Below are 25,447 nucleotides of genomic sequence, written 5' to 3'. Positions count from 1 at the left end.
CGCAAAAACACCGGGACGTGAGCGATGAGCAAGAATATCTTCCGCAAAAGTGCGATGGACCGGCTTGCCTCTCCAGAGCAGCTCGACAGGTTGGTTCCGGTAACGGACAGCAAAGCGTGGCTCGCCATGTTGATGCTAATGTCCATGCTCGCCGCGGCCGTCGTCTGGAGTTTTCTAGGCTCACTGCCCTCCCGCGTAAAAGGTGATGGCATCCTGATCATCGAAGGCGGACGCGTCTTTGATGCTGTGGCGCAGGCCGACGGTATCGTTGAAAGGTTGGAGGTCTCTATCGACGATCTCGTCGAAAAGGATCAGATCGTTGCGCGCCTTTCCCAGCGGGATCTGCAGATCGAGTTGGACAACACGATTGCGACCGTCGATGAGGCAAAGAGTGAGCTGGATCGAGTTCAGTCAGATGTGGAACGGCAGTCAGAGTTGCAGAACGATGCACTACAAGAGCAGATAGACGCCACCAATGAGCGGGTGACAGTCGCCGAGGTGCGATTGAAAAATGCGCGCGAACGTCTGGAAGAATTCGAAGACCTTTTAGAACGCGGTCGTGCCACAAATGACGCCGTTCTTGAACGCCAGCTGGCCGTTGACTCCATCCTCAAGGAACTGGGCGAGCTGCGGCAGGTATTGTCCGACATAGAAGTGCGCCGTTTCGACGCCCTGGCAAGCAATAACGATCGGATTGAGCAGGCGCAGCAGCGTGTCGCCGAAGCCCAACGCCGGCAAACGGCGATCGAAAGCCAGCTACAACGCGGTTCGGTCATCATTGCCCCTGCTGCCGGTCGCGTAACTGAATTGCAGGCCACGGCCGGTCAGCTTCTAGGCCGCGGCGAGGCCGCGCTGTCATTTGAAACCCTGGGCGACAGCCTTGAGCTGGTTTTGTATGTTGGTCCATCCGACGGCAAATCGGTGGAACCGGGTATGCAGGTTCAGATTTCGCCGCTAACAGCAGCCCGTGAGGAATATGGCACCATTCGTGGACAAGTCACAGAAGTGTCCGGCTTCCCCTCGACCGTCGATGGCATGATGGCGGTGCTGCGCAACAGCGAGCTTGTGCGGCAGTTTTCCGCCTCGGGCCCGCCTTACAGGGCGATCGTGCGACTCGACCGGGATCCAAATTCAGTTTCTGGCTATGCTTGGACATCTGACAGAGGTGCGGGGCTTGAACTGCGCTCTGGCACACTGACCGAAGGGGAAGTGACGGTACGCACCCAGCGCCCCATTGAGATGGTAATACCATTGCTGCGTGAATGGACAGGGCTCTGATGTATCCCACCAAACCTCCTCGCGCTGCACTCTGTCTTTTGCAAAAGGCTTGATCTGACGTGTTTTCCGGTTCCCAATCCAACGCCTCAGACGATCAGAGCGCTGACAAGGAATTGCTCGCCTTCAAGGAAGCAGCTCGCAAAAAGGGACGCAGAAAGTCTGTCCCGACTGTGCTTCAGATGGAAGCCGTAGAATGTGGCGCCGCCGCACTGGCAATGATCCTGCGCTACTATGGGCGCTATGTCCCGCTTGAACGTTTGCGGACCGAATGCGGCGTGAGCCGTGATGGCTCGAAAGCGTCGAACGTTCTGAAGGCTGCGCGCGGGCATGGTTTGACAGCAAAGGGCTACAAATACAGTCTGCCCAAGCTACTCGACGTCAAGATGCCATGCATCGTGTTCTGGAACTTCAATCACTTTGTGGTCCTGGAAGGCATCCGGGGAAAGAAAGTTCACATCAACGACCCGGCGATGGGACCGCGTACGCTGAGCTTTGAAGAGTTCGACGAAGGATACACGGGCGTTGTACTCGAATTCGAACCCGGGCCGGAGTTCAAAAAGGGTGGTGAGCGTCCCAAGGATCTGGCTGGTCTTTTCCGCCGTCTGAGCAGTTCAAAAACCGCCGTGACCTTCGTCCTGCTAGCCACCTTGTCGTTAGTCATCCCGGGGCTGGTCATCCCGGTCTTCTCAAAGATCTTCGTCGACGAAATTTTGATTCAGAACCTCGATAACTGGGTCATGCCTCTGCTTATCGGAATGGCACTCACCGGGCTGATGCGCGGCGCGCTGACGTGGTTGCAGCAGATTGCACTGGTGCGACTGGACACCAAGATTGCCTTGACGCAGGCATCGGCCTTTCTGTGGCACGTGTTCCGACTGCCCCAGGGTTTCTTCGACCAGCGTTTTGCCGGAGACATCCTGTCACGCGTAACGGCAAATGACCGCGTGGCCACATTATTGTCCGGCCCGTTGGCAACCAATCTCGCCTCACTTCCGACTGTAATCTTTTATCTGGCGGTGATGTACGCCTTTGATCCGATCATGGCGATGGTTGGTGCAGGGCTTGCTCTGCTGAACGTGCTGGTCCTCAGATTGCTCAATCGGGTGCGCGAAGATGGCAGTCGTCGGCTGATGCAAGATCAGGGCAAGCTTGCGGGCACGTCCGTTGCCGGCATACAGCTTATGGAAACTCTGAAGTCATCGGGTCAAGAGGATGATTTCTTTTCCAGATGGTCTGGGTACCAGGCCAAGTATCTGGCATCCCGGCAAGAGTTTTCTTTCTTTTCGACGATCCTGGGATCGGTGCCTGTATTGGTGTCAGCCCTGATCACCGTGGCGATACTGTTTCTCGGCGGGCTTCGGGTGATGGACGGGGCGATGACCATTGGCATGCTTGTCGCGTTCCAGAGCCTGATGCGAAGCTTCACCGGCCCGATCGAGAAAATGGTCAACCTCGCAGGCAGCTTGCAGGAAATCAAAGGCGATCTTGCGCGCCTCGATGACGTTCTCAACCATGAGCTCGATCCGCGGTCCGGCGTGCAGGACGAGAAAACGCCAGCCGAAGCGGCCCTCATGAAATTGAATGGACGGATCGAATTGCGCGACGTCGTCTTTGGCTACTCAAAAGCCGGCCCCCCTCTGATCAACGGGCTGTCTTTGGTGATTGAACCGGGTCAGCGCGTGGCCTTGATCGGTGGATCTGGCAGCGGAAAATCGACGGTGGCCAAGTTGATTACAGGGCTCTATGCGCCATGGAGCGGAGATATCCTGTTTGACGGCAAACCCCTTAACGAGATCCCGCAGCGAGTGTTTTCACAATCGCTTTCGACCGTGGATCAAGAGATTTTCCTGTTCGAAGGATCGTTACGCGACAACCTGTCGATGTGGGACACAATGGTGCAGGAGCGTGACATTGTGAACGCGCTACGCGATGCCGCCATTCTGGACGTCATCGAAGCACGCGCCGGACGGTATGACACACAGGTGTCGGAGATGGGTTCAAACTTTTCTGGCGGGCAACGCCAGCGCGTCGAAATCGCCCGTGCTCTTACAGTTAATCCTTCGATCCTCGTGTTGGATGAGGCGACCGCGGCGCTCGATCCGATTGTTGAAAAACAGATCGACGACAATGTCCGACGGCGCGGATGCACCAGCGTGGTTGTGGCGCATCGGCTTTCGACTGTCCGCGACAGCGACGAAATCATCGTGCTGAGCCAGGGATCGGCGGTGCAGCGCGGCATTCATGAAGAAATGATCGAACAGGACGGGCCCTATCGCAGCCTGATGCAGGCGGAATAGGAGGTTTGAGAGCATGACACAAACGGACATGGCCCAGACCGAAACTCATGACGCCTTTGACGCCGAACTGCTGGGAAAGATCACCGGCACGCGTATGGCGGTGGGCGGGCACCGCCCCTTCCTGATCGAAGACACGTCCAAAATTTGGCTCGTCCTGGTGGGATATATCGACGTCTACGCCATCGAGATGTCGGGAGATCAGGTGGTTTCGACCGGGCGGCACGTCATGCATGTCGGTCCCGGTGCAGTGCTGTTTGGTGTACCCAGCCTTGATCTGCCCAATGGCAATCGGCTGGCGCTGCGGGCCGTGGCAGCCATGGGTACGCAGCTTTACGAAGGCGACGCCGCAGATGTTCAGGGCGACGATTTCGACATTATCGTTGTGGACTGGATCGACACTTGGGTCGGGCTGTTGTCGCGCTCGATAGTCCAGAACCGCATTCCGCGCAACGCGCTCGTGCTTGAAGCGGAACCCGCTCAGGCGTTCTCAGCAGGCACTGACGCCTGCGCGCAGTTTCAGGATGTGGTCTGGGGCACGCTGGATGACGGCGAAGCCAAGTTTCTGGATCGCGACGAGTGCCAATTGCAGCAAGGCGGTGTAGCGGTTCCGATAACGGATCAGAGCTGGATCAGTTTTGGAACCGACTGCACGATCAGTTGCGCCTACACGCCAACGCTTCTGTTCTTGGGCGGTCTCTGGGAAGCTATGGACAATTTCCATCGCTACTTCCTTCCGATCATCCAGGAAGAGATCGATCTGACGCGCGCAGAGGCGACCGAAATACGCGCGGCACGGTTCGGACAGCGACAAGTTCGTTTTACAGGAGCCCTGGCCACGCTGGGCAGCGTATTGCGTCCAGACTTGGAGAACTTGGCCGAGGCCGGCGGAGACACCGACACGGGCGAAGACCTGCTTTTCACCGCATTTTCACATGTTGTGCGCAGCCAGGGCTCTGCGGCGAAGAAACCCAAGCACGGCACACACCGAAAATGGGTTGACCAACTCAAGGAGTATGCGCGCGCGTCGGGGCTGCGCATGCGGCGCGTCGCACTGCGTGATAATTGGTATCGTTCGGATGTCGGTGCGCTTGTCGGGTATTTGGACGAGGATGAAACACAGCCCGTCGCTCTAATGCCAAGCTCTGCCTCTGGCGACTATGTCATGATAGATCCGGCGTCGGGGACACGCACCAAACTGACCCGGCGAAATGCAAGCGAACTAAATGCTTTTGCCTACATGTTCTACGTGCCCTTCCCATTGAAGGGGTTGGACGTAAAAGAAGTTCTCTCTTTTGGTTTGCGCGGCATGCAGCGGGAATTGTGGTTGGTGCTGTGCTTGGGATTGCTGTCCGGCTTGCTTGGCCTCGCCGTACCGGTTTCAATTGGCTATCTGTTCTCCGACGTGGTGCCGCGCGCCGACCTGAACACGTTCACAGCGGTCATCGGGGCTTTGATCCTGACTGCTCTGGGCGTCTTCATCTTTGACATAACCCGCGGCTTCACCGTTTTGCGCGTGACCGGAAAAATGGACGGGCGCATTCAATCCGCTGTCTGGGACAGGCTGCTTGCGCTGCCTTTAGGATTTTTCAGAGATTACACTTCGGGTGATCTGGCTGACCGGGCCAACAGCATCAACTCAATCCGCGAAGTCCTGACGGGCGCCACGTTGCAGTCCGTATTTTCGCTTATTTTCTCACTCTTTTCCTTCGCGCTGCTGTTCTACTACTCGTGGGAACTTGCATTGGTCGCCACCGGGCTGATCCTGATCGTCATTCTCGTGACCACATTTTTCACCTGGGCGATGATTCCGCACAAACAGGCTGCGTTGGAAACGATGGGCAAGATCGAAGGCCAGGTGTTCCAGTTTCTTGCAGGAATCGCCAAGCTCAGAAGTTCAAATAGTGAAAGCCGCGCCTTTGCGCGTTGGGCAAAGCTCTATCAGAAAACCAAAAGCCACACCTATGCCGCGTCCCGTTTGAATGCCGGTCAAGAGGTGTTCAACGCGATGTTTCCAGTGGCTGCCTCGATCACCGTGTTTGCTTATGTCTACTACCAACTGAACGATTCCAGCATTGACGGTCCTGGCTTCACCATTGGTGATTTTCTCTCCTTCAACGCAGCACTGGGTCAGTTCAACGCTTCAGTTATGGCTTTCGCCGCCGCTGCTTCGCAGATCATCGAAATTGTTCCGCTCTATCGTCGCGCAGACCCGATACTCAAGGCGGTGCCCGAGATACGCAGCGATGCCCTCGACCCGGGAGAACTGACAGGTCAGATCGAATTGTCCAACGTAACCTTCCGCTATGACCCGGAAGGTCCTCCAGTCCTTGACAACGTCTCAATCAAAATCCGTCCCGGGGAATTTGTGGCGTTTGTCGGCGCATCCGGGTCCGGAAAATCCACGATCCTGCGCTTGATCCTTGGCTTCGAACAAGCCGAAGCGGGCGGCGTCTATTTTGACGGGCAGGATTTGCACGGGCTGAATCTTGGTGCCGTGCGCCGCCAGATTGGGGTCGTTCTGCAGGGCAGCCGTCTCACGTCAGGCACGATTTTCGAGAATATTGTAGGGTCTACGCGGCTGACACAGGACGATGCGATGGAAGCGGCAATTGCCGCCGGGCTCGAAGATGATATCGAAGCCATGCCAATGAAACTTCATACCGTGGTTTCTGAAGGCGCAGGCACTTTTTCGGGCGGACAGAAACAGCGGTTGATGATCGCACGCGCGATGGCGCAAAAACCACGCATCTTGATTCTGGATGAAGCCACAAGCGCGCTGGACAACAAGACCCAGTCAATCGTGAACGCGAGTCTCGACAAACAGAACCTGACCCGGATCGTCGTGGCACATCGCTTGACGACCATTGTAAATGCCGACCGGATCATCATGCTGGAGGGCGGCAAGATTATCGAAGAAGGGCGCTACAGCGAATTGATGTCCCGCGATGGATCGTTTGCAGCGCTGGCGCGGAGGCAGCTTCTATGATCGACAGCCAATGGCTGGCCGTGATCCTGACCTTCGGCCTTCCGCTTCTGTTTGCAATCGATCTTACCCTGAGGCGACCGCGAAACTGGGCGGATTGGCTTTTGCGGTCGGCACTGTTGTTGAGCTTTTCGACCTTTTTGTTTCTCGGTGGCGTCGTTTGGTTGGCCATCGGATCGCAATGGCGATGGGTCCTGATTGTTCTGGCGATTGCCTCAACGATTTGGTCATGTCCGGTCCGTCAATCCGCTGAAACACAGTATGTCCCGAACAGATGGGGCGGATGGGTTTCACTGATCGCATTTGCTTTGCCAACAGCCCTGTTCCTGTCCAATCTTCTACAAATCCTGACAGCAGGAAATGTGCCCAACGATGCTGTCGATCTGGCCCTGCCGCTAAGTGGTGATCGCGTTGCTGTTATGCAGGGCGGTCAATCGATCATCGTGAACCACCATTTCACCACGCCGAGCCAGAAATATGCCGTGGATTTGATAGCACTCTGGCCCGATGGGCGGCGTGCCAAGTCCCTTTCCTCTTCAGATCCAGAGGATTACGCGATCTTTGGCATGCCGGTGATTGCTCCTTGTGAGGGAGATGTTCTTGCAACGCGCGACGACCAGCCCGAAACACCTATCGGAGGCGCGAATCTGCAGGCACCGGCCGGAAACTTTGCTCTACTCACCTGTGACGGCATCACCGTCCTACTGGCCCATCTCCAGCCAGGCAGCCTGACTGTCGACGCGGGCACCCGTGTCGGTACGGGACAGGAATTGGGACGCGTCGGGAATTCGGGAAATTCGACGGAACCGCATTTGCATATCCATGCTGTGGAAGGCCAGGTGGACGATATCACTGCGGCGATCTCGACCGCGACCGCAGTCCCGATTACATTCGACGGGCTTTTCCTGACCCGAAACATGGTTTTGAGGTAACAGGGACATGACCACCCCTTCCAACTCTGCCGCGTCATCCAAGATAGAGGACGATGTTCTAGCCACGCCCGCCGCCAAAAGGTCTCTGGCTCCACACTGCCAGAGTATCGGTGATGTACTGCGATTGGTCGAACCGCGTATTCGTCCCGAGCTCGTCGATACAACCGGCATGACGCGGCTCTATCACGTGGCTGATCAACTGCCAGCAGAGATGGCGCCGTTTTGGGGTCTTGAACTCCGATTGGGCGATCCTGCTGCACGCGCAGACATTCTTTGGGAAGTGGCTCAGGGCAACGGATCGATCAGCACACTTGCCGGAGACCATGTGCCGGGGCGTCCATCCTCGTCGTCCGCTGCTGTTTTGAAGCGGTCGGCATTCTGGGACGCTCTGTCAGCCTTTGCGCTGGACTGGCGGGACGGGACGCAGTGGAAACCAATGCTTGGCAATGTCTGGCTTGAAGTCGACAGCGCAAGCACCGAAGGGCACCAGCTGGAAAGCTGCCTTGACCAACCCTGCATGTTTTGGGGCCCAAACAGACAATCCAACGGTACCGACCGCGCCCTTCTCAACGCGCTGCCCGAGCTTGGGCGCCGCTTCTTCCAACTGGACATCGACAGCGGCCAATTGGCGAAATTTGCCGATGCGCTTCCTGATGGCGCCACTGTCTTTCAGATGGGTGTGATGGGGGCCCGAGACGTCGTTGTCACCCGTCTATGCTTGACCAACCTGGATTGCGACGCTGCGATCGCTTGGCTTGACCAGATCGGCTGGCCCGGAGACTTGGGAACAGTTGAGACCGTATGGCGAAAGTACGTTGACCGATTGGGCGAGCCTGCTCTCAATATCGACCTGATGCCGGATGGTGTCGGACCCAAGCTGGGCATCGAACTATATGCGAAGGAAAACACCTTCTCAACGCGACCATGGGAATCCGCGTTCAGCCAGATTCTATCAGCAGGTCTGGCGCGCCCCGAGAAGATCAGCGCGCTGCGGGATTTGCCGTTTATGGAACACTATGCTTTGCCGACATGGTCCCCTGACGGCCCGCAAGTGATTTATCCCGCGCTCTCGTGCAACCTGCACCACCTCAAACTGGTCATCGTCGGAGCCGAGGTCACCGAGGCCAAAGCATATATCGGTGTGTTGCGTCCGCCCTTCAATCAATCGCCGACCAAAGGCGGCGAGGCCGAAGGTGGCGGTGGTTGGCGTTAGTCGACTTGCAAAGAACCAGCGGCCGAAAGCGCCGCCGGATCAACCTTTGACTTAATCACCAAACTACGCGATCTCGACGTCCCGCAGCGCTGGATTTTCCGCTTCCTTCCTGGCGCGGTAGTCCTGCGTGATCGCCATCTCGCAGAGATACCCATTGGAAAACAGATTATCGAGCATCGCTATGGCTGCCATCGGACCGATTTCCGGATGGTCGGACAGATGATCAAATACTTCGCCATAGGTCAGCGTGCCCTCGGAAATCAGCGCGCCAGTGACCAGATGCAATGTTCCACGCCGGAAATCGCGCCGCGTGGTCGGGGATATCAGGGTGAAACCATCCTCCTGCTCGACAAACTTCAGATCGTCGCGCCACTTCATGGGCATCTCCTGATAGGGTCCGGTTACCATTGACCGGGCCACAATCTTCTCAAGCACCCGCTTGAAGTCCTCTCCGTCTTCAAATTTCGCCTTGTCGAACACGCGATAGCCATAGCGGTTTTCCAGTGTCGTGTAGCAGGGGCTGATCAATTGAACGGACCGGTTGACCATGTTGACCAGCAAACCAGAGACGCAGGCGATCGATCCTTGGGGCACGTCGAATCCGTCGGGCGGATTGTCCGTGTCGATATTGCGCAAATCATCCGACTCAACCAGCTGCTTCAGCATGCGCTCGCGACCGCCGGGCACCTTCGCCCGGAATACTTCGGCATCCGCCTGTTGCATCAGAAGGATCGTGTCGCGCATTTCCGAAGGCGTAAACGTTTTGTGCAACCGCCGCATGATGTTGCGTGACAGAACGCTGATACGGGGCCACGGCGCCGGAACTTTGCTATAAAATCCAATCAACTCGCCGACCCAGTCTTCCTTGGCACGCGCTGTCGCAGTGCACAAAGACGCACCTGTAATCGATTGCCAGATCTCCAACAGTTTCACGTAATGCGGATTGTCATGAGGTTCCGTGCTCCAGTAGAGCATGCCATGTGCGGCTGGCCACCCAAGCACATCAGCCATACCTTGCGCGACCCCTGCTACCATCGCTTGGTTTTCCGGTACGGAAACGTCATAGACCGTTTGCAGCTTCGGCGCATCGAAAGCACAGAAATGGCAGCCGACAGAACAACCAACGGCCATCTCGACGGCATGACAGGGGTGATCGATATCCCAGCCATAGCTTCCAAGCTCATTCCGTGTGGTTGCGATGCGTCGTGCGCGCCAGACAGTGTATTCATCGCTCACTGATCGGGTGGACAGCACCATTTTCTTCTGAACAAAGCCGGTCTTTTCGCGCCGAAACCGCCACAGAAACCACGTGCGCAAACGCGGATAACGTGCCAGAGTCTCGTGAATTTCGCTTGGCAGTTCTTCGAAACTGCCCGCCGAAAACCCGTGGTGGCTAAACTCGGCGTTGAAGCTCGGCTGCTCCCAAAGCAAGGCAAGCTCTTCGGGTTCGAACGTCACCCCGATATCTTTCAGCATCTTACGCTGGTCGTCAGAAAAATTACCGCCGTCATCCAGTGCTTTGCGGAAGTCACGATCGCCTTCATAACACTCGATGAAGCGCTTCACCTGGCAGAGGCTTTCCATCTCTTCAGGTGAAAAATCGCTAAGCGTGTCGACATAGCGGTTACGGTCGCGCATTTCTACGTTGGATTCTCCCCGTCCGGTCTCGATCATATTGGTCACGATATCGCTCCTCCAAAAACCGCGTTTCAGTCATAGTTTCGCACTATTCCACGCGACACAACCTAAAATAGTGCTTTGTCGAACTTGAGCTTGGGGGCCAAGATCCGAGCAGCAAAGAAACTATGCGTCGGATCGCTGAGATCGAACCCGAATACCGGGCCACGGTCATTCTTCTCAAGCGCATCTACAATCCTTCTGATCGCGATGTCAGGCCCCTGCCCCGGATCAAGGTATGGGGCATTGGAAATGGTGGACCAGGAGGTATCGGATTTCAGGTTCCGAAAAAACGCGAAGACCGGGCTCGCTGCAGGACCTTCGACCGCGTGGACGGGTTTGCGCAAAATGTCATCTCGGGCGCCATGGATCATACCAAGTCTGGACTGGGTGGCTTCGGTGATGGCACGGTGAAGCGCAATCTGCGGCTGTGCATGGCATCCCCACCCGACATTACAGCTCGACCTGGCAGAACCAGAGCCTTGATCCAACAAGACAGCCCAAATGACCGGCAGATTAACTGCGCCTGGAAGCGCGAACAATCGCATCTCGGAACCCGTTTCGTGACAGCGATCGAGGATCAGTCGCGCGACAGGGTCATCGACGCTATCGGGCTCGATGATCTGTGCTCTCTGCCGTAGCAACAGCTTTCCATTCTGTCGAACGGCACACATCGCGTCACGCTCGATTACTTCGTAAAGCCCGTGTAGATAGGCCTCCGCCAACGAATTCCCAGAGGCGAGGCCGTTCGAACTGGTTTCGTAGTAACCGGGCCTGCGCAGAAAATAGACGGCGCTGGACGGTACAAAACACGGGTCGCTATTGCTCAGGTTTACACCCAAGGTCCATTCGCCCGTGAACTCATCATGATAGTATCTCTGCAACATGCCCGGCAACTCATGCGGGCGCAGGATGCGGTCGGCACCCCCACCCCGCTCGTTCGGAAGAGATTGGCTCGAGGCTCGCCAAATCTGGCTGGGCAAAGGGTGTTCGGCCCGGTGCAACTCGCAGGCCTCCATTGCGGCGGACACGCGCGCGGTGGCGTCCGACAGCCCCTTGCCATTGGATACCTGAAGCACCTTGCCACCTGGGCGTACGGCGACCCAAGACGGAACACCAAGAACATCCAACGGCGTAATGGAAGCCACGCGAGTCACACCGCATGATTTCAGATCTGGTTGGATCCGGGTCCAGGTTTCTTCCGCCGAATACTTGCGCATCTGGCCCATCTGGCTTGACTGCTTCGACAGTCCTTGTGCGAACTTCAATCCGCTCAGATCATGCGTGCCGGTGGTCATGATCCGGCGCGCACGAACAGCTGATTTTCAGCGATTGACGTATCAAGCAAGGCGACGTCCTCATGCCAGTCCACAGCCCCGAAAAACAACGGACCTTGTTGAACGAGCCAAACGGCAGTCGCGTGTACCTCATTCGCCGTGTCCCCCGGCGGGACCACCCCAGAGCGCGCGGCCCAATCAAGCAAAACTGCCATCTCGGGAGGCACTTCCGGACCGAACTGACATATCAAGTTCAGATCTGAAAGGGGTCGTCGCGCGATCCAATCGCTTGTGGCCGAGCCCTGAAAAACGGATGGCATCTCCTCGGGCCGCAGCCCATGCAATGCAAGCCAGCTTTCTTGAGTTTGCCCCCCAGCTTTCGCATATTCGCTTACGGCCTGACCCGCAAACCGAGAAACCTCTGCCTCGTTTGGACCTTGTCCTGTCAATGCACACCAATCTTGAAGAAACCAATGACGTCGGCTTAGCCGCCACGCGTCCGACAAGGCTCCGGGCTGTTCGGCGCGGGCCTGCAACTGCGCGCGCAAGGAGAGCGGTCGGCCATCTGCCCCATTCACAAGGCGCGATAGCCGCGGTTCAACATCAAGCGGCGCTGGGTCGGGGATCATCCACAGGTCCGTCTTGTTGACGCCGGCAGGCCCGCTATCGGCCAATAGTGTCAACGCAGCCCTTGCATCCAAGGTTTTCAATCGGGTCCGTCCCGCAAGTGACTGCCTCAGCTCTGCGCCGTTTAACCCCAACCGGTCCGCTGCGGCAACGATCCGTTCTACGGTGCGATTCACATGCCCCCAAGACTTAACTTGCGCGATCAAATCTCTAGCGTGAGGTTCATTTCCGAATATCTCTCCCAAGACCCAGCGCAGATCAACCAAAGGAACGGAAAGCTCAACATACCCCATCTCAGCTGGACCGTGGCTTAACGCCACTTCGTCATCACCTTCGATCTCGCCGCTGTCGAACAGTCGAAAGACCTCTCCCAATCCGACCATGCCATATGGAGCCAGCTCTAACGCCCGCAACGCTCCCATGCTTGATGCCCCAAATAACTCGATACCGGCGTGAAGCGCCGAGAGAATTTCTCGCTGCCAGATCGGTGTCTGCGCGTGAAAGAATCCATCGATGATCAATACCCGGGCGGGCGGGCATGCCAGAACGGCGTAAAGATCGCCGAATTTGATCGGTGGTCGAATAACCGCTTCGGGATGCAGCACAACCGCCTCTGGCAAAGATAGGGATGGTCCCAGGAAGACGAGATCCCGACCCGAGAGCATCTGGTGTTGCGGCACTGTCATTTTCTAAACAGGCACCCGGTGCGCATCGGCTTCGACGCTTGCGGCCGCATAGGCAGGGCCACAGATGTCGTGCGCCATCTGTACCAATTCCGATCTGGATATTCCTTGCAGAATGTCAGGGCCGGGCGGGCTGATATTGGCATGGCTCTCTGTCGTGATGTGCTTTTCAGAGATGCCAGCCAAGCGCGCCAGATCTCCACGACGTTGGCCCAAATCTTGCGTATGCAAGACAAGCCGACGTTGGGGCGGGAGAACATCGAGTGTGCGTAACGTGGCATCAGCCCAATGACCAAGAAACCGTTCCGCAACCTTCGGCATGAAACGTTCACGTGCGTCTTCCGAGGCAATTTCCGCCCAATCAAAATGGCCGAACAGGAGTTGGCCATATGCCTGCATCCAGTCTGGCGGGGTACGGCCTTTGGCTTGAAAGCTGTCATGCCAGCGCAGCAGCATTTTCAGATAGCTTTCGAACCACTCCGCGGGCGGCCTGATGGGCAAAACGAAGCCAGAGTCTGAGCACTGGGCCACCAACTCGGGAGCCGCGAGATGCAAGAAACTGGCAGCATCCATCTCCAACGCGCTTTCGCGATCGCGCCGTGCGAAAAATGCAGCCAGATCCGAACCTGACATCCGATTGGTCAGCGCTTCAATGGTTGCTTTCTCGGCATATTCATTTGCCGCACGCATCGGACGGAAGAGCGTATACAAAGACGTTGTACCTGACCTGGGCAACCCCATGCACATCAAATGAAATCGGCGTTTCGGCCAATTCACAACCAATGGGGCCGAGACGGGTGCCGCATCGCAGTTTCGCAAGGCAGCCCGAATTGCGCCGGGCAGGATAATCGGGTCTGCAGCGTCTTCTTCAGCCCGTTGTGCGACATCTTCCGCAAACAGAAGGCCGCTCTGTCCTCTCAGCGCTTTTGCGACCGAAACCGCATCCAGCACCATCGCGTACCACAGACATGTTTGGCCGCGCCCGGCCAGCAGCGCCGGTACAAGCACTTCAAAAAACTGGTAGACGTGACCTTCGCACCAAGCCAATTTTGCACTGCGCCAGGCGGCTATCTCGCTATAGGCGTCCAAAGTGGCAACCTGTTGAAGCCCGGGCATTGCCAGCAAAAACTGTTGTGCCTTGGCCTGAGACACTGACTGTATGATCGTACCAATTTCACTACATATCCGATAGGTCATGGCCGCCGCCAGGTCGGACCGGATTTGCATGGCCAAGTGCGGGGACCACCCGGTGCCAAACGGCAGATCCGCTCCGTGACCATGCAGATAAACCAATACGGCATCCGCCGTTTTGAGTGCAGTCGAAACATCGCCTTTTGCCGCCTGAACGCGTAGCCAAAGGTGAAGTGTATGAATGCGCCCGATATGCATCAGGTCATAACCGAAATCCTGCTCTAGTCGCGTATCATCCGCCATGGCCCGTTCCAGCCGAGCCTCTGCAGACGTCAAATCACCGTGCCTGACGTCGTAGAAGGCCATGGCCTGCTCGATCCAGCTTTGCGAAAGGGCGTCCAACTCCGGATCCGCGGCGGCGAATGGCGCGGCTAAGCGCTGCGCCTTTGCAAACACCGCGCTGGCTGCGTCGGTTCCTTCGCTATGAAGCACCGATACTGCCTGTCGCACCGTGTCGCGCACTGTTTCATAGCTGGCCAATCTGTCCGCCGACAGTTTCTCTGCGATCTGGGCCTGCATCAAATCGGCAAAAAGCTGACCCTTGGGACCGGCCTCCATGGCGGGCGGCAAACTCCATCCGACACGGGTTGCGCGGACAACATGTACCAGCCAGGTCGCAATGGTTTTCATGCCCACCTCCCGTCAACCTGCTTGTTCAATCCGCCTGCCCCGCGGCGGCGCCTTCAGATTGCGACGACGGACCCTTAAACTCTATCGACAGGCAAGTGATATCGTCACTGGTTTCAGCCCCTTCCGTAAAGGTCGAGACCGACTTCATGACCGCGTTAAGTTGGTCCGACGGCGTGGCCCCCATCAGCGGGCGCATAGCCTCTAGCAGACGCGCTTCGCCATACTCCTCAAGCTCGGCTGACATCGCCTCGGTCACGCCATCTGTATAGCAAAACAGTGTCTCTCCCGGGTTAAGCACTCCGGTCTCTTCCTCGTAGTCGAAGTCTTCCCACACTGCCAATGCAGGCTGACCCTGATCGAACTTCAGATAACGTGGTTCGGTCTCGGGACCGACGATGACCGGCGGATTATGCCCTGCGTTGCAGAAAACCATTGCGCCGGTATTCGGGTCGATTTCGACATAGAACAAGGTGACAAAGAGCATCGCGTCATTGTCGACGCAAAGGTAGTTGTTCACCATCGTCACGCAGTCCGCAGGCCCTCGCGCCGATGCGGCAATCGCCCGCATGACGGTACGCGAGATGGCCATGAACAGGGCCGCCCCCATGCCTTTGTCAGAGACATCGGCGATCACGCATCCGATCTTGCCCGACGGCAAGTCGAACACATCGTAGAAGTCCCCTCCGACTTCGCGCATCGGCACCATATCCGCAGCGAAACTCATCTCTGCCAGTTCGGGAAAAGTTGTTGGAAGGCACTGCTGCTGAATGCGGGTCGCGACATCCAATTCGCGGTTGACCCGTTCCAATTCGCTCCGGGCTTCCATACTCTTCCGAAAAACTTCGAACGTACCGGCTAGCCTGCCGATTTCATCATCTGTCTTTGGTACGTTCACGGCCTGGTCTGTCTTACCTTCCGACAAAGCGTCCAGCGACCGTATCACCGCATTCAAAGGAAAGAACGAATGCCTGAGCGACCAATTGATGAACGCAAGAAACAACGTGAGGCCACTGGCAAGTGCAAGTGCGGATATGGCGTTTCCGATCCGGGTTTCGTACAGCGCATCAGAGGCATCCTGAACACCCACCACGTGCAGCGGCGCGTCTAGAAACGCGCTTGGAACAGGCAAGCTGGCAATCTGAAGAAATCGCCCGTCATCTTCCAAAAGGGAAATGCCCCACCGGGTCGCCTGCGCGCTGATTTTGGTTTGCTGCTCCTGAACCATGGCTGTGCCGCTGCTTTGCAAAACGTCTCCGTCCTGCGACAGAGTCAGAACCTGCGAACCGAACCCTTTGGCCAACTTGTCGGTTGTGCGTTGAAATGGGCTGATGACAATGGCCGCAGCCACCGGACGCGCCTGCACAAAAAGCGGGGCTGCAGCGACATGGACCAATGACCCGTCTGCCCCGAATGTCAGTCCCGTGGTGACGCGGCCCTGAGCCCGCAACAGATCGAGGTGTTCGGCCGTCAAGATCGGTGCTTCGACCAGCGGATCGTCAGAGCCGCCAAGAAACTCGCCATCGAAGCTGACAAACTGCGCAGCAGTGGGGTCAAGCTCGGCTTGCAATTCCACGAGCTCAAGATCAATCAGGTCGGCATCACGGTCACGCAATCCCTGAGCAAGCTCGCGGTTCTCCTGAAACCGGCGGGCATAGGCCTCTACACGCTGAAATTCGACGTCCTGTAAGCTCTCGAGATTGAGCTCCAGACTGGTCAGCAACGCATTTTCCAGCCGCGTTTGCATTTCCCGTTCGCGGTTGTGCATTTCGAATAGCAAAAGCGTCGTGAGAACCAGAAATACGACGCAAACGATAGTCGTGATCCGACTGCGCAAGCTGAGCCTTGCAAGTGCCGCGGTGTCGGAGCCGGATGTCATGGGGCTGCGTCCTTCCCCCGGTTTGCATAGACGAGTGACAAGTGGCCACCGATATCTCTCAGCGCGACGCCGACGCGGCCTGCCTGCAAGCACCGTTCATGTTCTTCTGCGTTTGCCAGAAGCGGCACAGTGACCGCATGTCGGTCGTCCTGATATGTCGGTTGACCAGGCAGAGCCCGAACCAGAACAAATCGCAACGCATCATATTTGCGGATCAATCGCTGAACTGTCAGGCCACATTGTAACAGGTTCGACAAAGAGAAACTGTTTTGCGGTGACGCCATGGATACTACGGTTTTGCGTCCCAATGTCCGCGCCCGCTCCATGCGATACCCCGTTAGATAGCGTTGCAGGCCAAGCCCGCGCCGATGCGGCAAGACACCTGTACCGTCCAAATGTGCAACCAGGGCGAGGTGCGCCTCGTCATCTATCCCCAGGTCACGGCCAAAATTTTCCGGGTCAGAAGCAGTTGGCAACCCGATGACGGTATATCCGGCCAGCTGGTATCTGAGCCCGGCGTTTTCCCAAAGGCCCCAAACCTCTCCGGCACTTGTCAGATGCTCAGCGAAGAACGCATCTTTTTCGCGTACGAATGGTGCGGGTTGCTGCGGGCTCTGCTGGTGCAGCTCAGCGTGCAAAGCCGTCAGCCTGTCCAAATCACCAATATCCATTTTGCGCAGCACCAGACCGTGTGGCAGGGTCCGAGGCCAAGCCCCATGCAAAGGCGCATAGCCCCCGTCCGCGTTGGCCGGTCCCTGGGACATGGTGGCCATCATTCGGTCTCTCCTTCGAGAATGCGGGCAAATTCCAAAATATCCAGTGGCGGGAATACACCGATGCGCAGCGCCACATTCATGCGCACGATATAAGTAAACCGTGCAAGAGTGCTGATCGGAATTGTCTCGGGGGCTTCTCCATCCAGAAGGATCCGCTCAATTAGCGATCCGTTGAGAAGCCCGAGATTGTAATATGGCGTAACCAGCCCAACCAATGCGTCCCCGTCGAGAATTTCGAGCTCGGTGCCGGTAAAGCTTGGGATACCATACGACAGGGCCTCGCCGATTATGGTTTCCTGGTTGGTTCCAACGAAGTTATCCGGCCCGATATACAGAAACTGTACGTCCTGTGCGGCCATCCGGGCAATCAGCTCTGGCAAGGTCGAAGGGTCAGGCTGGCCTTCGGAAACTTCCTCTTCGCCGCTACCAGCCTCGGCTTCTGCGCCGGTCTCGCCTAGGGATTCAGCTTGACGCTCTTTGAGGGGAACCCGGATAGCCACAAGCTCAATGTTGATGTCTTCCCTTTGCGTTAACTCGCCCAGCGCACGCATGTTCAGGACCGAGTTGTCCTCTCGTGGATTGAAGATCATCCCAATCCGGTCCACGTCACGATAAGCGAGCATCGCCTTGAGTTGGGATTCCAATGGCACGGTATGCGAACTGCCTGTCAGGTTTCGCCCACTACCAGCAAAATCCGGCACGATTTTAGACTGAACCGGATAGGATACCATCGTGAAAAGAACCGGTGTTTGCGATGTCGGAAACGCGGCACCTTTTTCGTCATATGTGCCTACCGCGGCCAAGGTTGCAGATGTCCCCCACGTGTACAGCAGATCGGGCTCCAGCTCTTTCGCCTGCTCAACAAGCCGCACGAAACGCGAGCTGTCCCGATCAGCACTGAGGCAGGTAACATTGAATTTCAGATCACGACTATCAAAATAAGCCTGAACCCCTTGCTCGACAGTTGTCGGACCACGCCACAAAACCATCACGACATGGGGCACGCCATCGATATGCGGACGCTCGCAAAGGTTTTGCATCTGGTCTTGGGCCTGCAAGCTTCCGGTACCGAACAGCATCGCCAACGCCAGGGCACAGCAGTTCACAAGAGCAACGCGTATATCACACAGCCTCAACATCGTACCCCCTTGTGCCGCGCGTTTTCAGGTCATCATCCTCGGACCGCAAGCCCGAAACCAGGAAGAAGGCCGCAAAACCGGTACCCGTGACAACGGACAAACCGCCTAAAATTGCCGCCGCACCTGCCAGCCCCCAATATTGCGACAGAACACCGGCAAGCAGAGGCCCGATGACCGACCCGGCCCGTTCAGTCATGCGATAGATACCCAAGACCCGACCCGGCCCATACGTCTCGATCTCCTGTTTTGCCAGAATCGTAAACAAAGCCGATTGCGCCGAAATGCTCATGGCCTGTGCAACGCCAAGGATCAAAACCGACCACGCCACTGCCGAAACCGTGGCGCCATAGGCCAACGGTACCAACCCCCATCCCGTCAGCAGGGCTCCGACGCTCACCATGAAAGCATGCAGCCCGAACCTGTCGCATAGCCGAGAGAACAGCGACAAAAGGATCAGCGCCGACGCCCCATACAACATCGTGATGCGACCGATTTCATTGCTCGTCGCCCCAATATCGGTCAGGAGCAGGGGGACTAGGAAGAACAAGAAGCCTGAAAGCAGAAGTTTGGCGGGCAAAGCTGCAAGCAAGGCGGCAACTACAAAGCGCGGCTGGCTCATGCACTCAAAGATAATTTTGGGTTCAAATCCAAAATGCGTTGACTTGTAAGACTTTGCCTCGTCGTTGCGCCCGTCCAACAATCGCATCGCCAGCAGAATGCTGAGCACGCCCAACGCCGCAGCGAGCAAAAGCGCGGGCTTAAAGCCGAACTGTTCTGCCAGAATGCCTCCAATCGCCGGCCCACAGACATCTGCCGCCATGATGCCGCCCACGAACACAGACATGCCCCGTGTGCGGTTGGCCGTTGTGGTCTGATCTATCGCCTGTCCTTGACACGACAAGAAGCACAAAGCGTAGCCAACCCCTGAAACAGTACGGGCCAAAATTAGAACCTCGAGGCTCGGAGCAAAGGCGGTTGCCACAAGGCCGAGGCTGGCAAGTGCGGCCCCTATCATAAAGCCATTCCGGCGCCCGACCCGATCGGCCCAGCCAGCCGCAAGCGTTCCGACCACCGCGGCCCCCAACATAAAGGCCGATATCGGAACCGCTATCAGAATGGTGCTGTCAAACCCGTCGAAACCTTGTGCAGGCCCACTGCCCAGCACTTCCGAGATGAACTGTGGCAGAAACGGTCGCGTCAGCTCTTCAGTCATCACGAACAAGAACGCGGCACCGCGCACACCCGCCAGGTGGGCTGCCGTGCCAATTTTGTTGCGCCCGCCCTCTACAAACTCGCCAACGGCTCGAAGGCGGGTGCGCATCCGATCCGCATCAGCGGCGTCAGTAAGGCCGGTTTCAATGCGCGCCTTTGTATCCGCCATCCGAGTCGACAGCGTTTCCAAAAGAGCATTTCCTGCCCGTATCGCACGACGCATGGAAACCCCTCCCGCCGGTTTTTCCAACCGACGGAAATCTCTGCCCACAAGCGCATTGAGCAGCCTCGCCACCTGTGCCAACGGGCTGCTGATGCTGGCGGATGTCACAACCAGCAAAATCTCGACCGCCAACACGACAGCAACAAAGACCATGACCAAGATATCCGCCGCCGCATCTAGCAGCTGCTGCGCGACAAAGGTTTGGTCAATACGCGTAACGATCTGCCCGAACTCTGTTCCATCAGCGGTCAGCAACGGCAGGACGACAACGCCATCTCCGGTCGTATCACTCTGCGTTAGGCTTCCCGTTGTGGACATTCCCGGTGACAGCCAGCGCAGCAGTTCGCTTTGCATACCGGCAGGCAAAACCTGCAAACCACGGTCCCGCATACGATCAGGCTCCGCCTGCTCCGAACCGCTCGATGCTTCGGTATCAACCCCATCTTGGTTAGGATCCGATTGCGCCTGGCCCGAGGCATACATGGCCACGCCACGGGGAGACGTCAGAACGATGCTTGAAATGCCGTGGCTACCCTCCAGCGCACGATCAAGATACTCGTCCACCTGCGCCAACGCCTCATAGGGTATCCCCATCGCCACGGCGCTTTCGATTCTGTCACGCACGCGTTCGGTGACGACCAGCGCATTGGTCTCAAGAATGGGTCGCACATTGCGCTCAAGCAACCCGATCGAGCGAAGCCCCAAGGCGCTTACGGACACAACCAGACATAGAACCGCCGCCGACAGGATAAAAAGGGTAAAACGTCTGGACATTTGATCCATCAGGTCACCCCCTTGCCCGGCTCGGCTACCTGCGCCGGATAGGACAAACGCTGCAACTCTCCGTCCAGATCATCCAGCTCTGTTTGGCTGGTGCGATAGGCTTGCACGGCGCTTTGCGCCAATTGATCCAGTTGATCGCCATTTACCTCGGCCATCGTCTCGGACGACATGTCATTTTCCAACTGCATCGTCAGCCGGTCCAACCTTTGATCGATACGCCGTGCGGCCATCAGACTGGCTACTCCGATCACACCGACGCAGGCCGCAAGCAATGCGGCAGCTTCCAAGGCCAAAATGCGGGCGGACTCAGCAAGAATACCTTGTGCTCCCCTCGGGTCGTAGGAAACTTCCACACGCCCCACTTCGGCTCCGAATGAGTTGATGATCGGTTCGGATACCGTTGCGATATCTTCTGCCTGCGCGCCTTCTCGGTTTTCTGTTTGCGACTGCAACGCGAGGATTTCTTGACCATCCTCAGCAATGAGCCGAATGGCCAAAATCTCGGCGTCGGACTCAAGCTTGTCTTCAATCTGCGCCGATACATTGGATACGATCTCTTCGACCGCGAGGCCAAAATTCACCCCTGTCTCGATATTGGCACGCAGGTCCGTCGCGACAATTCTGTAGCGCCCGTCAACCGCCTGCGTGAGTGCGGTGGACAGCTTGGCTATCGTCAAGGCGACTGCCGCGGCCAGAGCAATAGCAAATGCCACCGCCAGATAGGCGATGAGCCTTGCTGCAAAGCTCCCAACCAGCACACGCATCATTGTCTTCGCCTTCCTAATCGCCTTCACGGCCCAACGTTTTGCGCAGACGCATCACATTCATATTGCCGGCTCTTTCATAGCTTACGTCGTCCATGACCTGACGAACGAAAAACACGCCTAGCCCGCCAACCTTGCGATGGTCAACATCCAGCGTCACGTCTGGCTCGACCACGTCCAACGGATTGAAAATCCGGCCATGATCTCTCAACTCACAAATGAGGTCTTCGTTCTGGCGTTGAAGGGCTACCTCAAGCTGTGACGTCTGCCCCGCGTCAAACCCATAGTTTATGGCGTTGGTGACCAATTCTTCCAACGCAAGCTTTACCTGAAATGCGTCGGCATCAGGCACATCCATGGCGGCAAGTGTCCGATCCAGTTGGTCCAGCAAGCCCGGCACAGCCGAAAGTGTGTTGGCGAGCTGGATTTCGGCTTTCAACATCTGAAATGTCACCTTCTGATCCATCGGCCAAACAGCGCGCATTATTCACAATTTTGTGCTTGCTTCTATTTTAGATTGTATAGCTTCCCCCAAATGACAGCTAGAAGAATTTTCAAACATCCCCCTAGGAGCGCTCAGTTGTGCAAATCGGTTCGTCAAAAGCCTACTTTCGGAACGCTCATTGGTCGCCCGCGCAGCCCGGAACGGTGTTCGCCGCGCAGTCCGACAGAATCCTTTCGGCCATCGCAAAGCATCCAGCGATGACGCAAACCCCTCTAATCGCAGACAAGCACAACAGCGACGGGCATGTAACATGCTGGATCAAGAATGAAGGCGAACGCTTTGCGGATGAGGGCCTATCCTGCTTCAAGGCGCTCGGTGTTCTTGGGGTACTGGCCGCAAAGCCGGACCTGGCAAACGCGGACAGGTTCGTCTGCGCGTCCGATGGCAACCATGGTCGCGCTGTTGCATGGGCCGCGCAACGTCTGGGTGTTGCCGCGACCGTGTTTATGCCTGGATCCGTGCCGCAAGAAAACTTTGATCGGATCACGCAGTTTGGCGCGCGGACTGTGGCGGTCGAAGGTGGTTATGACCGGGCGATTGCAGATGCCGCCGAAGACGCCCATCGCACTGGCGCTGTCGAATTTTCCGACACAGGCCGTCCGGGATGCGAGGAAATCCCCTATCTGACGCTCTTTGGCTATGGACGGATCGTAGACGAAATCCTCGACCAAATGCCATCACCGCCGACACATGTCCTGGTACCAGCGGGTGTCGGTTCATTGGCGGCTGGCGTAGTGGCGCGGTTTGCCACCAGACTGGGTGCGGAGATGCCTCGCATTATCACCGCCGAACCGCTTCACGTGGCGCCTGTTGTCGCCAGTTTGGAGGCTGGGGATATTAGGAGCGTTCCCGAAGGAGCCACGACCTCGATGGCTTGTCTCGCGTGCGAGACACCGTCCAACGTGGCTTGGGAAATCCTGCGTGAAGGACTTTTTGGCGCCATGGCCATTTCTGATCTCGTAGCTCTCAAAGCAATGAATGATCTTAAGTCTTCTCATGCCGCATCCGCGGTTTTCACCCAGCCATCCGGGGCGGCTGCCTTCGCAGGGTTGCAGGAAATCCTCTCCGATTCGGTCCTGCGCACCCGTGCCGGGCTCGACGGGGCGGCCAATGTGGTCTCTCTCGTGACCGAAGGACCATCTCTGGTGTCCGGATAGGCGCAACCGTTGCTTAGGATCATTCGCGATTTTTCCTGGTTAGCCGAAACGGGTTTGCCACACCATGCAGACGGCGGCTGCGTTCACTGTGCGCCCGACTATCGGGCAAGAACATTCGGCTTTCAAATTACGACGCTTGATTTTTGATGGGTCCTCGGTACACTTTATTCGTGTGAAAAGAACAAGGCCATTTGGTTTAGTTGTGCGTCCGGTCACGGACCCGGTATTTATTTACTCGTGGCAAAACATGAGAAGGGACAATTCAATGAGTGTCGAAGACCTGAAGGAATATGCACGCCGGTGTGCAAGCGACCCCGATTTGCGGGCCAAGGCGAAAGAGATTGGCGCCACCGATCTGGATGGCCAGATTGCACATGCCGCATCCATGGGTCTGACTTGGACCAAGGAAGACATGGCCGCCTTCCAGGAAGAACTCCAAGCCGATGGCGAGCTTGGCGAAGATGATCTGGAAAAAGTTGCCGGTGGTGTTGTGACCACCACGGCCGCGGCTGCAGCAGCCGTTGTTGGCGCAGCGGCAGCCGTTGTCGGCACAGCCGCCGCAGTAACGTCGGCCTCGACCGGTAGCGGTTGGTAACCTGACAGACAGACAGTTTGTAAAGGGCGGAGCACATCCGCCCTTTTTTATGACCCAAGAATAGACTCTGCCTCGGGTTGCAAAACTCAATGCGTCTCCGTCAGAGCCAAAGCTCTACATCGGCCACCAGCTACTCGATAACTGGTTCACCTCTACTCAGGCATCCGAGACGGCGAGCGGGCGTGTACGCGGCGTGTGAGCAGGCATGATCCATTCGCCACGCTCATCGATTGCCAACAAATTGCGGATCGCAGGGAGGGCGGCAATAGGCGTCGCCTTTGGCGGGCCGTCATAAGCCAATTGATAGGAATTGTACCCGCGCATCATGGTCAGATTTCTCTGTGCCTGTGTGCGCAGGTCTGCGCCGGAACACGATGCGCCACCAACATTCAGACCACCGGGATTGTCCAATGTCTGGCCCCATTCCATAAGCACCCCGTTGCTGTTCTGCAACAAGGCGCGCAGCCAGCCGACACAATCCTGCGACCGCTTATCCATATCGTAGAGACCCGAAAGCCCAGCGTAGAACACGGAAAATTCTTGTCGCAGGCGGCTCTCGTATTCGGCCATGGCAATATCTTCCGGTACCGCACCAGAGAGCGTCGCCTTAATCGACCGGGCTGCCAACAGCGCTCCGTAGGTCGCCAGATGCACACCTGACGAAAGAAGCACATCTACGAAACAGGCGGCATCACCGATCTGCAGAACGCCTGGCGCGCTGAATGCGTTGGATGCATAAGAGTAATCCGCGCACAGACTCACTTGATCGTAGGGCGCATGCTCTGCCGGTGTGGCATCGCGCAGCAGTTCGGTTATCCGTGGGCATGTCGCAAGCCAGTTTACCAAACCTGCTCGGGGGTCGACCCGCAGTTTGGCCAGGCAGTCGCGCGGCGCAACCACGCCCACGCTGGTCAATCCGTTGCGCAGGGGAATGTACCACACCCAGGCTGTCCCATGCTCGGTCTCTAAGGTCTCGAAAAAGACGTTCCCATCCAGAGGGGGATCAAGGCGCCCCCCGCCGGTCCAGTATCCCCAAACCGCCACTTTACGAAAGAACTGCGAATGCTCGCGCGCATCCAATTCCGGGATATTCAGGCGCATCTGTCCAGTGGCATTAACAACAAATCGAGCGCGCAACGCATTTTGCTTCCCGCTTTCTCGGTGGGAGTAGGTCACGCTGCGACCTTGCTGGGTGTTACCGTCGCCGACGGAAACTGCGTCATACCCTCGGCGCAGCGTTGCGCCGCAATTCTGCGCGCTGGACAGAAGGATTTCATCAAAGCTTGCGCGATCAACATTGAGGGCAACAGGGGGATCGTCGGCTTGGTCGGGGCCGAAGGCGAGGGTCCAGATGTCCTGTTTGTCAGCGCCCCAGCAGAATGTGGCCCCGCGCTTCACAGTATAGGCTTCGGCATCAACGGCGTCCTGTGCACTGATCAGGGGCAAGACTTGTCGCAGCGTGGCTGGCAGCAATGATTCACCGATGCGGTAACGCGGCTCGGTATCACGTTCAAGAAGGACGGTGGACAGACCAGCCTTGGCGCACAGACCTGCCATCACCGATCCGGCGGGGCCACCCCCAATCACCGCGACATCTGCTGTTTCCACTTCGTCCATTTTCGCCTCTCA

At 57.2% G+C, this 25,447-nt stretch carries 18 protein-coding genes; 7 read left to right on the top strand and 11 right to left on the bottom strand.

The genetic code is table 11. The features are described from left to right. The first annotated feature begins 24 nt into the window (after positions 1-24). Genes ACR0BU_RS13960 through ACR0BU_RS13940 form a run of 5 tightly spaced genes read left to right on the top strand, consistent with a single transcriptional unit; the run spans position 25 to position 8,703 of the window. Complete coding sequence (locus tag ACR0BU_RS13960; protein WP_299891317.1) at positions 25-1,278, top strand: NHLP bacteriocin system secretion protein; 1,254 nt, start codon at positions 25-27, stop codon at positions 1,276-1,278. Between the two features lie 59 nt (positions 1,279-1,337). Continuing rightward, positions 1,338-3,575, top strand: coding sequence for an NHLP family bacteriocin export ABC transporter peptidase/permease/ATPase subunit (locus ACR0BU_RS13955; RefSeq protein WP_298934732.1), 2,238 nt, complete (start codon positions 1,338-1,340; stop codon positions 3,573-3,575). A gap of 13 nt (positions 3,576-3,588) precedes the next feature. Further along, positions 3,589-6,561: an NHLP bacteriocin export ABC transporter permease/ATPase subunit gene (locus ACR0BU_RS13950; RefSeq protein WP_480737925.1), complete on the top strand. Its 2,973-nt coding sequence runs from the start codon at positions 3,589-3,591 to the stop codon at positions 6,559-6,561. Further along, complete coding sequence (locus ACR0BU_RS13945) at positions 6,558-7,490, top strand: M23 family metallopeptidase (protein ID WP_480737924.1); 933 nt, start codon at positions 6,558-6,560, stop codon at positions 7,488-7,490. Before ACR0BU_RS13950 ends, ACR0BU_RS13945 begins: the two co-directional genes overlap by 4 nt. 7 nt (positions 7,491-7,497) lie before the next feature. Further along, positions 7,498-8,703 carry a hypothetical protein gene (locus ACR0BU_RS13940; RefSeq protein ID WP_480737922.1) on the top strand — a complete coding sequence of 402 codons (1,206 nt, stop codon included), beginning with the start codon at positions 7,498-7,500 and terminating at the stop codon, positions 8,701-8,703. Positions 8,704-8,766: 63 nt separating this feature from the next. On the opposite strand, the gene ACR0BU_RS13935 is transcribed toward ACR0BU_RS13940, so the two are convergent. The 10 genes from ACR0BU_RS13935 to ACR0BU_RS13890 all read right to left on the bottom strand — a co-directional run bounded on the left by ACR0BU_RS13935 (position 8,767) and on the right by ACR0BU_RS13890 (position 22,003). Then, positions 8,767-10,386: a hypothetical protein gene (locus ACR0BU_RS13935; RefSeq protein WP_480737920.1), complete on the bottom strand. Its 1,620-nt coding sequence runs from the start codon at positions 10,384-10,386 to the stop codon at positions 8,767-8,769. Positions 10,387-10,448: 62 nt separating this feature from the next. Continuing rightward, entirely contained in the window at positions 10,449-11,678 is a 1,230-nt protein-coding gene (locus ACR0BU_RS13930; RefSeq protein WP_480737919.1) for a YcaO-like family protein, read from the bottom strand. Beyond that, positions 11,675-12,970: a TfuA-like protein gene (locus ACR0BU_RS13925; RefSeq protein WP_480737917.1), complete on the bottom strand. Its 1,296-nt coding sequence runs from the start codon at positions 12,968-12,970 to the stop codon at positions 11,675-11,677. Before ACR0BU_RS13925 ends, ACR0BU_RS13930 begins: the two co-directional genes overlap by 4 nt. Before the next feature lie 3 nt (positions 12,971-12,973). After that, on the bottom strand, positions 12,974-14,788 hold the full coding sequence (locus ACR0BU_RS13920) for a sulfotransferase (RefSeq protein WP_480737915.1): 1,815 nt from the start codon (positions 14,786-14,788) through the stop codon (positions 12,974-12,976). Positions 14,789-14,813: 25 nt separating this feature from the next. After that, positions 14,814-16,013: a PP2C family protein-serine/threonine phosphatase gene (locus ACR0BU_RS13915; RefSeq protein WP_480737960.1), complete on the bottom strand. Its 1,200-nt coding sequence runs from the start codon at positions 16,011-16,013 to the stop codon at positions 14,814-14,816. A 647-nt stretch (positions 16,014-16,660) separates the two neighbouring features. Continuing rightward, a complete protein-coding gene (locus ACR0BU_RS13910) occupies positions 16,661-17,440 on the bottom strand; it encodes a hypothetical protein (protein ID WP_480737913.1) in 780 nt (259 codons plus the stop codon). Then, positions 17,437-18,519 (bottom strand): ABC transporter substrate-binding protein, encoded by a 1,083-nt coding sequence (locus ACR0BU_RS13905; RefSeq protein ID WP_480737911.1) that lies wholly within the window; start codon positions 18,517-18,519, stop codon positions 17,437-17,439. The genes ACR0BU_RS13910 and ACR0BU_RS13905 overlap by 4 nt, the downstream gene beginning before the upstream one ends. 43 nt (positions 18,520-18,562) lie before the next feature. Further along, on the bottom strand, positions 18,563-20,788 hold the full coding sequence (locus ACR0BU_RS13900) for an MFS transporter (RefSeq protein WP_299083825.1): 2,226 nt from the start codon (positions 20,786-20,788) through the stop codon (positions 18,563-18,565). Positions 20,789-20,796: 8 nt separating this feature from the next. Next, on the bottom strand, positions 20,797-21,564 hold the full coding sequence (locus ACR0BU_RS13895; RefSeq protein WP_480737909.1) for a hypothetical protein: 768 nt from the start codon (positions 21,562-21,564) through the stop codon (positions 20,797-20,799). Positions 21,565-21,577: 13 nt separating this feature from the next. Continuing rightward, the gene (locus tag ACR0BU_RS13890) at positions 21,578-22,003 is read right to left on the bottom strand and encodes an ATP-binding protein (protein WP_299083829.1); all 426 of its coding nucleotides are present in this window, start codon (positions 22,001-22,003) and stop codon (positions 21,578-21,580) included. Positions 22,004-22,263: 260 nt separating this feature from the next. On the opposite strand from ACR0BU_RS13890, the gene ACR0BU_RS13885 reads away from it, so the two are divergent. After that, positions 22,264-23,223, top strand: coding sequence for a pyridoxal-phosphate dependent enzyme (locus ACR0BU_RS13885; RefSeq protein WP_480737907.1), 960 nt, complete (start codon positions 22,264-22,266; stop codon positions 23,221-23,223). Between the two features lie 265 nt (positions 23,224-23,488). Beyond that, positions 23,489-23,818, top strand: a complete 330-nt coding sequence (locus tag ACR0BU_RS13880) for a Nif11-like leader peptide family RiPP precursor (RefSeq protein WP_298934716.1) — start codon at positions 23,489-23,491, stop codon at positions 23,816-23,818. 156 nt (positions 23,819-23,974) lie between these two features. On the opposite strand, the gene ACR0BU_RS13875 is transcribed toward ACR0BU_RS13880, so the two are convergent. Next, a complete protein-coding gene (locus ACR0BU_RS13875) occupies positions 23,975-25,435 on the bottom strand; it encodes an NAD(P)/FAD-dependent oxidoreductase (protein ID WP_480737905.1) in 1,461 nt (486 codons plus the stop codon). Between the last annotated feature and the right edge of the window lie 12 nt (positions 25,436-25,447).

The sequence above is a fragment of the Ruegeria sp. CK2 genome (assembly GCF_056536585.1).
This window is presented reverse-complemented; position numbering and strand designations above follow the sequence as displayed.

Excerpts from the sequence above, each read along its gene's own strand:
- ACR0BU_RS13890 (WP_299083829.1), bottom strand. The coding sequence starts at position 22,003 with ATGTTGAAAGCCGAAATCCAGCTCGCCAACACACTTTCGGCTGTGCCG.
- ACR0BU_RS13895 (WP_480737909.1), bottom strand. The coding sequence starts at position 21,564 with ATGATGCGTGTGCTGGTTGGGAGCTTTGCAGCAAGGCTCATCGCCTAT.
- ACR0BU_RS13950 (WP_480737925.1), top strand. The coding sequence starts at position 3,589 with ATGACACAAACGGACATGGCCCAGACCGAAACTCATGACGCCTTTGAC.
- ACR0BU_RS13910 (WP_480737913.1), bottom strand. The coding sequence starts at position 17,440 with ATGATGGCCACCATGTCCCAGGGACCGGCCAACGCGGACGGGGGCTAT.
- ACR0BU_RS13880 (WP_298934716.1), top strand. The coding sequence starts at position 23,489 with ATGAGTGTCGAAGACCTGAAGGAATATGCACGCCGGTGTGCAAGCGAC.
- ACR0BU_RS13945 (WP_480737924.1), top strand. The coding sequence starts at position 6,558 with ATGATCGACAGCCAATGGCTGGCCGTGATCCTGACCTTCGGCCTTCCG.
- ACR0BU_RS13900 (WP_299083825.1), bottom strand. The coding sequence starts at position 20,788 with ATGTCCAGACGTTTTACCCTTTTTATCCTGTCGGCGGCGGTTCTATGT.
- ACR0BU_RS13960 (WP_299891317.1), top strand. The coding sequence starts at position 25 with ATGAGCAAGAATATCTTCCGCAAAAGTGCGATGGACCGGCTTGCCTCT.
- ACR0BU_RS13875 (WP_480737905.1), bottom strand. The coding sequence starts at position 25,435 with ATGGACGAAGTGGAAACAGCAGATGTCGCGGTGATTGGGGGTGGCCCC.
- ACR0BU_RS13940 (WP_480737922.1), top strand. The coding sequence starts at position 7,498 with ATGACCACCCCTTCCAACTCTGCCGCGTCATCCAAGATAGAGGACGAT.
- ACR0BU_RS13925 (WP_480737917.1), bottom strand. The coding sequence starts at position 12,970 with ATGACAGTGCCGCAACACCAGATGCTCTCGGGTCGGGATCTCGTCTTC.
- ACR0BU_RS13905 (WP_480737911.1), bottom strand. The coding sequence starts at position 18,519 with ATGCTGTTCGGTACCGGAAGCTTGCAGGCCCAAGACCAGATGCAAAAC.
- ACR0BU_RS13915 (WP_480737960.1), bottom strand. The coding sequence starts at position 16,013 with ATGGTTCAGGAGCAGCAAACCAAAATCAGCGCGCAGGCGACCCGGTGG.
- ACR0BU_RS13885 (WP_480737907.1), top strand. The coding sequence starts at position 22,264 with ATGACGCAAACCCCTCTAATCGCAGACAAGCACAACAGCGACGGGCAT.
- ACR0BU_RS13930 (WP_480737919.1), bottom strand. The coding sequence starts at position 11,678 with ATGACCACCGGCACGCATGATCTGAGCGGATTGAAGTTCGCACAAGGA.
- ACR0BU_RS13920 (WP_480737915.1), bottom strand. The coding sequence starts at position 14,788 with ATGAAAACCATTGCGACCTGGCTGGTACATGTTGTCCGCGCAACCCGT.